The organism is uncultured Microbacterium sp., from assembly GCF_963524805.1.
GTDB lineage: Bacteria > Actinomycetota > Actinomycetes > Actinomycetales > Microbacteriaceae > Microbacterium.
The window spans coordinates 341,342-352,453 of the sequence record NZ_CAURGG010000002.1 but is presented as its reverse complement, the minus strand read 5'-3'; the positions used below and the strand labels follow the sequence as shown (position 1 = coordinate 352,453).

Sequence of the window (11,112 nt, the reverse complement as noted above, 5' to 3'; positions counted from 1 at the left end):
GGCTCGAGTCCGGCTTCGCCTGAGGACTAGATCGGCGCGGCGAGGCTCGCCATCGTCTCGCCGATCAGCCGGCCGGCACCGGGGTTGGGCGGGCCGGCTTCCTGCTCCCATCGCGACAGCTGCAGCGACGTCTCGACGACCAGGCGCGCGCGGTCGAAGCGGCGTGCCGCCAGCTGAGCCGCGAGCTGGGGGAACGGGATGCCGGTCGCGGCGAGCTCGCCCAGCACAACGGCATCCTCGATCGCGAGGCCGGCGCCGTAGGCGACATGCGGTGTGGTGGTGTGAGCCGCGTCGCCGAGCAGGAGGACATGCCCCGCGTGCCAGGGCGGCGGCACGATCAGCCAGTTCAGCGCCCGGAAGTCCACCTGCGAGACATCGGTCAACTGCGCCGCGACGGCCGGAGCGTGGCCGCCGAATCGGCTCAACCTCTGGTGGAACATCTCCAGCAGCTCGTCGCGCGGAGGGCGCTCGGGGCCGAGGGTGCTGTCGAGCATCCAGAGATACAGCCCGCCGTCGGGAAGCGGCACCAGTCCCAGGCGAATCGGTCCGCCGATCATCATCGTGTACCGTTCCAGCCCGGTGGGGGCTGATGCCGCAGCCCGCCAGATGACCTGGCCGGCGAATACCGGCTGCGGCGCGTCCGGCAGCACGAGCGACCGCATCGCCGAATTCGCCCCATCGGCCGCGACGACGTAGTCGAATCGGTCCTTGAGCCCGTTCGTCAGTGTCACCGACACGTCATCCGCGGCCTCATCGAGATCGGCAACCGTCACACCGAGGTGCACGGGCACGCGGGCGCGCGCGACGGCGCCGACCATGACCTCGTGGAGAGACTCACGCGCCATGCCGAGAAACGGCGGGTCGGTCGGGTCATTGACGTTCATCTGCGGCAGCTCGGCGAACACAGTGCCGTCCGGGGCGCTCATGTCGATGACATGGTGCGGCCTGCCGACCCGCAGCAGATCGTCGAAGAGACCCAGCTGCTTGGTCGCCCGCAGCGGCGCACTCTGCAGCGCGATGCCGATGCCCCCGGGGCGCCAGTCCGCCGATGATTCCACAATCTCGGCATCCACACCCGCCTGTGCCAAGGCGATCGCGCTCGCCATGCCTGCCGGCCCACCGCCGACGATCAACACCCGTGTCATGCGACGACGGTAGCCGATCCACGATCCAGGCCTCCGCGCATCAGACGGGTCGTCGCACCACGGTGTAACGCTCGTGCTCCTCGGCAGGAACGAAGGCGCGTGCATCGAACATCGATCGAGGCCCGCAGAAGGCTTCGGCATCCCTCCCGTCAGCACTTCGCTTCGGATAACCCTCCACGTATCGTGCACCGAGGGCCGCGCCGTCAGCAACGACACGGTCCAGCAGCGCCGATGAGACACCGTGCCGACGGTAGGGCGGGGCGATGACGAAGCAGGAAACGCCGACGATCGCCTCCGGCGGGGGGCCGGACGGGTCGATCCCGTCGTACTTCGCATACGTCGACCGCCGCGACGCGTTCACCCAGCCTGCGGGCCGCCCGTCCACGTAGGCGAGGTACCCGACCGTCGCACGGGACCGCAGGCGCTCGATCATCTCAGCGCGCACGTCGCGCCAGGGGCGCTCCGGCACGTCACCGGTGTGCGGGTGCAGGCAGTAGCACGAGCCCCAGTCGGGATTGTCGGCGAAGGCGTCCCGGTCGAACAGCTGCAGCCAGTCATCGATGCGGTCCTCGGTCACGGGGTGAACCTCGATGGGGCCGATCGAGGGAAGGCGGCCGACCGGGCCGTCCTCTCGCACGGACGCCTCCGCGAAGTTGCGTGCCCACAGCCGGATCTCGTCATCGGGGTATGGCGAATCGTGGGTGTCGCGGACATGGGCGAGCAACTGCCCGACGAGCGACTCGACCTCGTCGCCCTCGAATCGCGCGTCTTCTTCGAAGCATTCGACCCACATGCCCGTCCTCCTCAGCGGGAACTGCCGGACCCCGTCGTCACGATCGGTCGCGAAGACATCGATCGCCGGCTCGATCCAGCCTACGAGTGGCCCCGGACGCTCGCCGAGAGATCCTGAGCGACCCGAGGGGGCGAACGGCTCGGAAGAGCACGAGACTTCGATGAGTCGCACGTGCACCGAGGAGCGTGGGTGACCTCGCGATCTCCTGGAACCCGTAGGCGGCGTGCATTCGCATCGACGCCGCATTGTCGTCGTCGGTGAAGTAGTAGACGACGTCCGACCGCTCCCACACCCAGTCGATCCGCGCCCGGGTCAGGGCCGACCCGATCCCACGGCGACGGTGGTCCGGGTGCACGCTCACGCCGCCCAGGAAGTGCCCGGCGGGTGCTGCGCCTGCAGGTTCCGTCTGGAGATGCGTCTTCGCAGCTGCGACGACCACGCCCTCGACAAGCGCCACCAGGACGCATCGGTGCTCGCTCGCGTGGGCCAGGGCCTCGGGCCACTCCGACCGCCGGCACGCGGTGTGCACCGCGTTGATCGAGTCGAGATCACGCGCGACTGCCCGTCGGATCAGCACGCGGCCGAGTGTAGCCGCGCGGTCGCCCGCCCGGGCTGGCGGGGCACGGCGGATCATTCAGAGGTGTCGGTCCAGGACGCGATGTCGAGACCGTGGTTGTCGGGCGACGCGAGCGACCAGAACGCCGGCGCGTAGGAATCGTCCGCAAGTCTTCCTCCGGCGGCGAGAGCGGCATCGACACGCGCCTGGGCCTGGTCCGCCGGGACGAAGACGTCGAAGTGGGTCCGACCTCGTGCGGGAACGTCGCCGGCGATCGGGTTGAAGGCCAGCTGCGGTCCGCAGCGGAGCGGGTCGACGGCATCCGTCTCCCCCAGCGGCTCGTAGCCCAGCGCGGCCAGGAAGAACGGCCGGGCGTCGGTCTCGGAGTGCTGAGCGACGTAGATGCCGATCGACTGCGCGTGAGCCGGGTCCGCGGTGAGACCCCGTTCGGCAGCGGCCTCCGAGACGGTGGCGGCGAAATCCACGGCGCGCGAAGGAATGCCCTCTGCGCCGCGATCCGGGATGCGAACCACGACTGCCTCGGGTCGCAGGTCGATGTCGGGAAGGATCTCGCACCGCTCGGCGGCGGCGAGCACCGGGTCGACGAGTTGAGCCGCATGCGCGAGCGACGTCGCGAGGAAGACGGCTTGCGGCCCCGAGCCGGTGACCCGCCAGTCGGAAACGCCCGACGCGCGGTGGAATGCCGCCGGCGAGATCCGCTCCGATGCACCCGTCGCTTCATCCATGTCGCACTCCTTCGTCCGCACGCAGAATCTCACGCCGCGCCGATCCATGCCAGGGGTCGCTTTGCTTGGTTATCGCTGTGAACTTGCGGCCAAGTTCCTGCGGCCGAACGGAGGAACGAAGCAGATGCCGCACACTGAGGGCATGTGGTGGACATTCCTGAAAGCGGTCAAAGACCGGCAGCATCGCGTCGCTCCGACGACGTGGGTCGCCGCTATCGCCGCGGTCGTCTACACGGTCGCGCCGATCGACATGATTCCCGAGCTTCTGCTCGGTCCCCTGGGCTTCGTCGACGACATCGGCGTATGGAGCATCTTCGCTGTGCTCTTCGCGCGCGAACAGCGCCGTTGGCTGGACGGTCTGGGAACCAAATAGCCTCAGGCGCGGTCGTGGACGGTGATCCGGTAGCCGTCGATGTCGGCGAACGTGAAGGTGCGGCCGAACGGCCCGTCGATCGGGTCCGAGACGATCGTGTGACCATCGGCTGCGAGCACATCGTGCATGTCCTGAACATCCGTCGCGTGAAGCCAGATCGCCGTGCCGATGCCCGGATGAGCGGCTGACGCAAGGTCGGTGCCCGCAATGATGTCCCTCAGTGCGAAGGCGATCGGCGTGGTCTGGAAGACCACAGCGTGGGGCGGGCCGGCCGGCGATGGCACCAGGCCGAGGTACTGCTCGTAGAAGTTCTTCGACGCATCGAGGTCCTGGACCTGGAGCGAGATGAAGTCGGGTCCGGTGACCGGCATGCTGCTCTCATCTGTCGTGTCAGTTTTCTGACACGACAGACTCTATGTCAGAATACTGACATGAGTCAAGCCGACGGAATCGTCCTGCAGACGTCGCTGGGGTACCTGCTCAAGGAAGCCTCGAGCGCCCTGCGGACCGCCATGGAGTCGGTGCTGCGCCCCCTCGGCATGACCATCACGCACTACTCCTGTCTCGAGCTCCTCGCGCAGCGCCCAGGTCTGTCCAACTCCGACCTTGCGCGGGGAGCCTTCGTGACCCGGCAGTCGATGAACGTGCTTCTGCAGGCATTGGAACGCGACGGCTTCGTCACCCGATCGACGCAGGCAGCCGTCGGCAAGGCGCTGCCCACTCAGCTCACGCCGCTGGGCAGGCAGAGGCTCGACGAGGCGTCGGCTGCGGTTCGATCCGTCGAGGTCAGGATGCTGAGTGCGCTGTCTCCGGACGAGCAGTCCCAGGCGCTGACGATTCTGCGGAGCATGATCCACTCGCTGCGTGGCTGAGGCGATGTCCGACCGCCGTCGCGCCGCTCTGCCGAGATTCGGCCGCGTGCCCTTCAGGGCGTGCCCTTCAGCTCCTGGGCGAGCATCACGATGATGCCGCTCGGGCCGCGCACGTAGGTGAGCTTGTAGAGGTCTTCGTACGTGGCGACCCCGCGGAGGGGAAAGCACCCGTGACGTGCGGCGATGGCGAGCGCTTCGTCGATATCGTCCACGGAGAACGCGACACGGTGCATGCCGATCTCATGGGGAAGAGTCGGCTCCGTCTCGATCGCATCGGGATGGATGTACTCGAACAGTTCCAGGCGACCCACACCGTCGGGCGTCTGCAGCATCGCAATCCTGGCATGGTTGCCGTCCAGCCCGACAGCGGTGTCAGCCCACTCGCCACTGACTTCGTCTCGTCCCATGACCGTGAGACCCAGGTCTGTGAAGAAGGCGATTGCGGCATCGAGGTCTCGGACGGCGATGGCCACGTTCTCCAGTTTGATCGGCATGGGTTCACGGTACGCGCCTGCCGTGACAGCGTCCCGGACGCGACGCTCAGTCGGCGGGTGGGCGGCGAAGCCGCTTGGTCTCGGTCCTGTGCTGCTTCGCCTTCAGCCGCCGTTCCTTGGCGCCGCGCGTCGGCTTCGTCGGGCGGCGCGGCGGAGAAGGCGGTCGCAGCGCATCGGACACGAGCGCGGCAAGTCGGGCGCGGGCGGCTTCGCGATTGCGCAGCTGCGCGCGATGTTCGGATGCCGCGATGGTGAGGACTCCCGCGACCAGTCTGCCGCCGAGGCGCTGCAGAACCCGCTCGCGCTGGACCGGTGACAGCGCAGCCGACGCGGCGGCATCCCACATCAGCTCGACGCGGGAGTCCGCCGTGTTCACGCCCTGCCCGCCGGGGCCCGACGAACGGGAGAACCGCCACGACAGCTCCGACTCCGGGATCGTCACGCCCGGCGTCACCGGCAGACCGGAGGATGGGGATGCGGGCATGAGTCCATCATCCTCCGACGGCTCGCGCAGCCGGTGGGCGCGTCACCCGCTGAACGCGTCGACGAAGCGGTCGCGGAACCGGTCCATGCGCCAGACCGGGGCGGCAGGGCTCGGGTGCACGCCGTCCTCCCAGCCCCAGGATTCGATCGCCGCGAAGACGGCCGGGTCCTTCGCGATGATGCTGACCGGCACGTCGTGCGCGGCATCCACCCCGCTCACGATCCGCGCCGGCTGGTGATCGCCGAGGACGATCAGCACCAGATCGTCCTCGCCGTACGTCTCGAGGTACGAGAAGATCGCCCCGAGGGAGTACTCGATCGATCGGCCGTACAGTTCGCGGGCGCGCTGCGCGTCGGTCCACCCCGTGACGGGCGATTCACCGCGTGCCGCCTGCGGGGCGAACGCCGACCCGTCGCCGAGTTCTGCCCATGGCACCATCCGCGGCAACGGCGTCCACGGCGTGTGCGACGAGACCAGGTCGATCTCGGTCATCAGCGGCCTCGTCCCGCCCCGCTCGGCGCGGTCGTGGAAGACCTGCCAGGTGTACTGGTCCGGCATCCGGGCGTAGCCGAACGACGGGCCGCGGTATCCCATATTGGTGGAGTCGAGGCTGGTGTCGAAGCCGTAGAACGCTTCTCCGGCCGGCCAGGCCCGCTCGTTCGACGGGACCACGGCCATCGTCCGCCACCCTGCTGCTTCGAAGGCGCTGGTCAGTGTCGTTCGCTGCCGTGCGAGCAGCCGGGCGTAGATGGCCGGCGAATCGACCCACAGACCGCTCTGCAGCGTCGCGTGCGCCAGCCAGCTGACACCGCCGAACGTCGGCGAGGTAAGGAAGGCACTCTGGGAGGCGTATCCCCGCCGCGTCAGCGAGGCCTGTCCGTCGGCGAGCACGCGTTCGATGCCGTCGGTGAAGGGCGCCGGCTCGACCGCCACGCGCCCGTAACTTTCGACGAAGGCGATGATCACGTCCTTGCCCTCGAGCGCCGAGAGGAGCCGCGCCGGATCGACCCGATCGAGCGGATCACTCTGCAATGCCCGCTCGAAAGCCTGCTGCTCGCGCAGGCCCGACGCGACACGCTCGGTCGTCGCCACCAGCGTGTCGCCCGACCCGGATGCCGCCACCGGCGCCCCCGGAGCCAGCTGGGCGCCCGTCAGGGACGAGACCACCCACGCGCCCGCCAGGATCGCGAGCGTCGCACGGCCCCGGGATCCGGCGGCGCGGGCGGCGGCTCCCACCCGCAGCGCCGCGAAGGCGATTCCGGCGGTCGCGGCGATGACGAGGGCGATGACGAGCAGCAGCACCGCACCCGAGGTCACCGGTCCGAGCGCGGTGCGCATCACCCCGAATGCGTCGATGAGTGCACCGCGGTCTTCGACGGGGTTGAACGGCCGGTCGATCGTCGCTCGAAAACCGAGATCGAGCAGGGCGAGCAGGAGGGCGGCGACGACGATCACGGCGAAGGCGCCTGCTGCGACGGCGCGCACGACCGGCCGCACCGCGACCAGCAGCGCGATCAGCACGATCAGCGATTCCACCGGGATGCCGAACGCGGCACTCACTTCTCCCTCGCGCAGTGCCGCCGGCAGCTGTGGCGCGACCAGAAGCGTCGCGCCGGCCAGCAGCGTCACCAGGACGCCGCCGCGCGCCCCCCGGTCGCCGAAACCGCTGTCAGTCCGCCCCATCACGCCCTGCGCCGACCCGGTGCTCGCGCGCGCCGGCCCCGGCGCCTCGCTCGCCGCGAAAGCGCTTCGAGAGCGCGTACCGAAGCAGCACCACGTCGCCGATGCGATGTGTATCGGCCAGCTCTGCTCGTCGGGACGCCGTCCATGGGAAAGCGCCCGGCTCGACGAACCGCGGCGCGCGGGACTCGCCGACGAAGAACGGCGCGATGACGAGCTGCAGCTCGTCGGCGATGTCCTCGCGCAGAAACTGGGTGTGCAGACGGCCGCCCCCCTCGACGAGCAGACTTCGCACGTTCCGCCGCTCCAGATCGTGCACGAGGTCGCGCATGGTGACCTCGGTGCCGAGGCCGACGACCGTTGCCCGCGTGCCGAGAGCGCCCGCGATGCGCGGCGCCTCTGCCCGCGGGCAGTACACGAGTTTATCGAGGTCACCGGTCGTGAAGAACGACGAGTGCAGCGGCAGGTCGCCGGTCGCCGTCACGGTGACCTTGATGGGCGAGGCGTTGCGGCCGTCGGCGACTCGCCGCAGCCGCCGGTCGGCGCTGCGCACGAGCAGGCGAGGGTCATCGCGTCTGACCGTCGAGGCGCCGACCATGATGGCGTCGCTCTCCGCGCGCAGCTGGTCCACGCGGTCGAAGTCCGCGGCATTGGACATCGCCAGCCGCTGCGGTGCCTCGGTGTCGAGGTACCCGTCTATCGACATCGCGCAGCTGAGCGTCACGTAGGGCCGTGTCATGGGCCACCTCCCGGCTGAAGCGTCGCGGGCCACGCGAGCAGGTCGGCGTGCTGCACGGTGACCTGCAGCCGACCGGCGTCGCACTGGGCAGCGCGCACAAGCGCGTACTCCCCCGCCGGCTCCCGCAGCGACGGCTCCTGGTCGACGGCGGCGCCGAGCCACCCATCGATCCACTCCGAGATCAGCGATGCCCGATCCGCCCCCAGCCTCCACGGCGACTCGGCGAACTGCACCGACCAGCCGGCCGCCCGGAACAGGTCGGCGGCCACCGTGACGGCATCCGGCCCGAGCAGTCTGCGGCCGTCGGCCGTGCGGCGCTGGTGGTCGTTGAAAGCGGCTTCGAAGAGGCCGTCGCGCGGATCAGCCGGATCGATCCGCACGCTGCCTGTCACGGACAGCGAGAAGAGGGCCGGCACGCCGGCCTGGACGCACGCGGTGACGATGGCCTCGACCTCCGCGGCCGAGAGCACATCCAGCAGAGCGGATGCCGTCACGAGCGACGCCCCGGCGATGCCTTCCGCATCGAGGCGACCCAGCTCACCGACCCGCGTGCGCACGGTGACCGAACTCCCGGACGCGTCGCGGGCCGATGCGGCGACCGCGTGCTGGAGGAGGTCCTCGTTCCAGTCGTGCAGCACCCACGTCTGCGGAGCCGGTAGGAGGGGCGCGCACCAGCGCATCATGGATCCCGTGCCGCTGCCGAGGTCGTGGACCGTCACCGGTCCGCGCAGCATCCGTCCGGCCTGAACGGCGAGCGCGCGAGAGCGCGCGTGGACATCCGCGGGCTCGCGCAGACTCAGCCAGTCGACCGACACCGGGATGACGGCGCTCACGACAGCTCCCTGAGCACGTCGCGGATGTCGCGGGCCGTGTCGCTCCACGAGCGACGGTCGGGCGCTGCCCGCCGTGCGGCATCACGCATGGCGCGACGCATCCCGGACCCGTCCAGCCAGCGCCGCAGCGCGTCGCCCAGTGCCGCCGGATCCTCGGGTCGCACGAGGACGACCGCGTCCTCCGGCTGTGCGACCTCGCGGATTCCGCCCACGTCGCTTGCTATCACCGGGATGCCGCGGCGAAGCGCCTCGCCGACGGCGATGCCATAGCTTTCCGTTCGCGACGGTGCGACGAGCACGTCGGTGCGCGCATAGGTGTCGTGCAGTTCCTCCGTCTCGAGCACGCCGGCCCAGGTGATCCTGTGCGTGAGGCCGGTGTCGGCCGCCTTCGCGCTCACCCGCGCGGCGAAGCCGGGTTCGATCGCCGTCGACCCGACGAAGGTGCAGGTCCACGGTCGATCGGGATCGAGGCTGCCCAGAGCCTCGATCAGCGTGTCCTGACCCTTGTGCGAAGCGACCACGCCGACGCACAGGAGCGACGAGCCCTCGGCGCTGCCTCGTGCGAGGGGGGCGGCATCCGAACCCGGCGTGGCCACCGTGATCCGCTCGGGCGCGACGAGTCGCCGGGTCACGATCTCATCCCGCAGCCACGCGCTCGTCGCGACCACGTGCAGCGCACGAGGCAGAACGCGGCGTTCCCCGTCGACCATGTCGTTCTCCGGATCAGCGAATGCCGTCACGAGCATATGCACGAGCGCGACCAGCCGCAGCCGCTCGGCAGCCGCGGAGAACTGCGCGGACTCGCGGACCGCCACGAGCCCGTCGACGACAGCGAGAGCGCCGTCGGGGATGCCCTCGAACGGATTCGCAGGGGGGCGCGCCTCGGCGATGCGGACATCCTCGCCGAGTGACCGCAGCTCAGCGATCACCCGCAAGTCGTACACGTTGCCGCCGCTGACGCGCTCGTGCTCATCGAACCCCGCGGGCACGACGAACCACAGCGCCGGTCCTGTCACAGCGGCACCTCGTACGAGGCCCAGGCGATGTGCGACTCGCGCAGCGTGACCTGGATGCCGGACAGAGCCGTTCCGCCCAGACCGCTCTCGCGCACCGCGTCGACGAGACGCTCGGCGATCACGCTGCACAGGCGCTCCGTGGTCGTGTTGACCCCGGTGAATTCGGGCTCGTCGTCCAGGTTGCGGTACGACAGCGCAGCGACGATGCCCCGCAGGGCGTCGGAGGCTCGCCCGATGTCGACGACCACCCCGTCGGCATCCAGCGCCGGCGATCGAAAGGTCGCGTCGACCACGTACGTCGCGCCGTGCAGCCGCTGCGCCGGGCCGAAGGTCTCGCCCGACAGGCTGTGGGCGATCATCATGTGGTCACGGACGGTCACCGAGTAGGTCATGCGCTCTCGCTCCAGTCGATCGTGTGGCACAGGCCCGGCAGAGCGCCGGCCGCGATGTCGGCCATGACGGCAGGCAGGTCGCGCCACGGCGAGGTACCGGTCAGCAGGTGGTCGAAGGCATCGTCCTGCAGCAGCTGCATGGCGAGCGCCAGGCGGTCCCCCGTCGATCGGCTCGCCCGACGGCGCGGCGCCACTGCGCCGACCTGACTGGAGCGGATCGTCAGCCGGCGGGAATGGAAGTCGCCGCCCAGGCGCAGCTCGACCGGGCGGTCGCCGAACCAGCTGGCCTCGATGATCTCGCCCTCTGTCGCGGCGGTCTCAATCGCCAGCTGCAGGCCGGCCGCTGAACCGCTGGTGTCGATCACGAGGTCGCGATCCTGCGGGGCGTCACCGGGGTGGAAGTACGCGACGCCCAGGCTGTCGCACACCTGCCTCTTGGCGCGGTCCACGTCGACGACCGCGATGTCTGCTCCGGGGATGCCGCCCGCCAGTCGCGCGACGGCGGCGCCGATCATCCCCGCGCCGATCACCGTGATGCGGTCGCCCACCAGGGGTGCGGCATCCCACAGGATGTTGACGGCGGTTTCGACGGCTCCCGCCAGCACCGCCCGTCGCGCGGGAACGCCGACGGGAACGACGGCCACCGCCGACGCCGGCACGACGAAGGCCGACTGGTGCGGGAACAGCGTGAAGACGGTGCGCCCCTCGAGTTCGAGGGGACCCTGCTCCACCACCCCGACGTTCAGGTAGCCGTAGGCGACGGGTGCGGGAAAGTCACCTCGCTGGAAGGGCGCGCGCATGCGCTCTCGCTCGCCCGCCGGCACTTCGCCGCGGAAGACGAGCGACTCGGTCCCCCGGCTGATGCCGGTGTAGAGCGTCCGCACGCGCACTTCTCCCGCCGCAGGATCGGGAATCGCCTCGCTGCGGAGGGCACCCCGGCCGGGCGCTTCGAGCCAGAACGCGGTCGCGATCATCGGCACACGCACCGG

Annotated in this window: 15 protein-coding genes; 2 read left to right on the top strand and 13 right to left on the bottom strand. The window is 70.0% G+C overall.

Translation table 11 applies throughout. The features are described 5' to 3' along the window. Positions 1 to 26: 26 nt before the first annotated feature. The 4 genes from RWQ91_RS06115 to RWQ91_RS06105 are packed head-to-tail and all read right to left on the bottom strand — an operon-like array spanning position 27 to position 3,240. Entirely contained in the window at positions 27 to 1,145 is a 1,119-nt protein-coding gene (locus tag RWQ91_RS06115; protein WP_314503625.1) for an FAD-dependent monooxygenase, read from the bottom strand. A 40-nt stretch (positions 1,146 to 1,185) separates the two neighbouring features. Continuing rightward, positions 1,186 to 1,938 (bottom strand): GNAT family N-acetyltransferase, encoded by a 753-nt coding sequence (locus tag RWQ91_RS06110; protein WP_314503623.1) that lies wholly within the window; start codon positions 1,936 to 1,938, stop codon positions 1,186 to 1,188. A 37-nt stretch (positions 1,939 to 1,975) separates the two neighbouring features. Next, positions 1,976 to 2,572, bottom strand: coding sequence for a GNAT family N-acetyltransferase (locus RWQ91_RS17185; RefSeq protein ID WP_399545974.1), 597 nt, complete (start codon positions 2,570 to 2,572; stop codon positions 1,976 to 1,978). Next, complete coding sequence (locus tag RWQ91_RS06105; RefSeq protein WP_314503621.1) at positions 2,569 to 3,240, bottom strand: VOC family protein; 672 nt, start codon at positions 3,238 to 3,240, stop codon at positions 2,569 to 2,571. Before RWQ91_RS06105 ends, RWQ91_RS17185 begins: the two co-directional genes overlap by 4 nt. A gap of 124 nt (positions 3,241 to 3,364) precedes the next feature. Between RWQ91_RS06105 and RWQ91_RS06100 the strand changes: the two genes are divergently transcribed. Then, the gene (locus tag RWQ91_RS06100) at positions 3,365 to 3,613 is read left to right on the top strand and encodes a YkvA family protein (protein ID WP_314503618.1); all 249 of its coding nucleotides are present in this window, start codon (positions 3,365 to 3,367) and stop codon (positions 3,611 to 3,613) included. A 2-nt stretch (positions 3,614 to 3,615) separates the two neighbouring features. Here RWQ91_RS06100 and RWQ91_RS06095 read toward each other — a convergent pair whose 3' ends face one another. After that, positions 3,616 to 3,984, bottom strand: a complete 369-nt coding sequence (locus RWQ91_RS06095; protein WP_314503615.1) for a VOC family protein — start codon at positions 3,982 to 3,984, stop codon at positions 3,616 to 3,618. Between the two features lie 60 nt (positions 3,985 to 4,044). Here RWQ91_RS06095 and RWQ91_RS06090 point away from each other — a divergent pair, with 60 nt between their 5' ends. After that, positions 4,045 to 4,485 carry a MarR family transcriptional regulator gene (locus RWQ91_RS06090; protein ID WP_314503614.1) on the top strand — a complete coding sequence of 147 codons (441 nt, stop codon included), beginning with the start codon at positions 4,045 to 4,047 and terminating at the stop codon, positions 4,483 to 4,485. Positions 4,486 to 4,538: 53 nt separating this feature from the next. On the opposite strand, the gene RWQ91_RS06085 is transcribed toward RWQ91_RS06090, so the two are convergent. Genes RWQ91_RS06085 through RWQ91_RS06050 form a run of 8 tightly spaced genes read right to left on the bottom strand, consistent with a single transcriptional unit; the run spans position 4,539 to position 11,097 of the window. Next, complete coding sequence (locus RWQ91_RS06085) at positions 4,539 to 4,979, bottom strand: VOC family protein (protein WP_314503612.1); 441 nt, start codon at positions 4,977 to 4,979, stop codon at positions 4,539 to 4,541. 46 nt (positions 4,980 to 5,025) lie between these two features. After that, positions 5,026 to 5,463, bottom strand: a complete 438-nt coding sequence (gene arfB / locus RWQ91_RS06080) for an alternative ribosome rescue aminoacyl-tRNA hydrolase ArfB (RefSeq protein WP_314503609.1) — start codon at positions 5,461 to 5,463, stop codon at positions 5,026 to 5,028. Between the two features lie 42 nt (positions 5,464 to 5,505). Beyond that, entirely contained in the window at positions 5,506 to 7,146 is a 1,641-nt protein-coding gene (locus RWQ91_RS06075) for a CDP-alcohol phosphatidyltransferase (protein WP_314503607.1), read from the bottom strand. After that, on the bottom strand, positions 7,133 to 7,882 hold the full coding sequence (locus tag RWQ91_RS06070) for a dihydrofolate reductase family protein (protein ID WP_314503604.1): 750 nt from the start codon (positions 7,880 to 7,882) through the stop codon (positions 7,133 to 7,135). Before RWQ91_RS06070 ends, RWQ91_RS06075 begins: the two co-directional genes overlap by 14 nt. After that, positions 7,879 to 8,715 carry an SAM-dependent methyltransferase gene (locus tag RWQ91_RS06065; RefSeq protein ID WP_314503603.1) on the bottom strand — a complete coding sequence of 279 codons (837 nt, stop codon included), beginning with the start codon at positions 8,713 to 8,715 and terminating at the stop codon, positions 7,879 to 7,881. The genes RWQ91_RS06070 and RWQ91_RS06065 overlap by 4 nt, the downstream gene beginning before the upstream one ends. Continuing rightward, positions 8,712 to 9,731, bottom strand: a complete 1,020-nt coding sequence (locus RWQ91_RS06060; protein ID WP_314503600.1) for a glycosyltransferase family 4 protein — start codon at positions 9,729 to 9,731, stop codon at positions 8,712 to 8,714. The genes RWQ91_RS06065 and RWQ91_RS06060 overlap by 4 nt, the downstream gene beginning before the upstream one ends. Next, positions 9,728 to 10,123 carry a 6-carboxytetrahydropterin synthase gene (locus tag RWQ91_RS06055; RefSeq protein ID WP_314503598.1) on the bottom strand — a complete coding sequence of 132 codons (396 nt, stop codon included), beginning with the start codon at positions 10,121 to 10,123 and terminating at the stop codon, positions 9,728 to 9,730. Before RWQ91_RS06055 ends, RWQ91_RS06060 begins: the two co-directional genes overlap by 4 nt. Further along, entirely contained in the window at positions 10,120 to 11,097 is a 978-nt protein-coding gene (locus RWQ91_RS06050; RefSeq protein ID WP_314503595.1) for a zinc-binding alcohol dehydrogenase, read from the bottom strand. The genes RWQ91_RS06055 and RWQ91_RS06050 overlap by 4 nt, the downstream gene beginning before the upstream one ends. Positions 11,098 to 11,112: the final 15 nt, after the last annotated feature.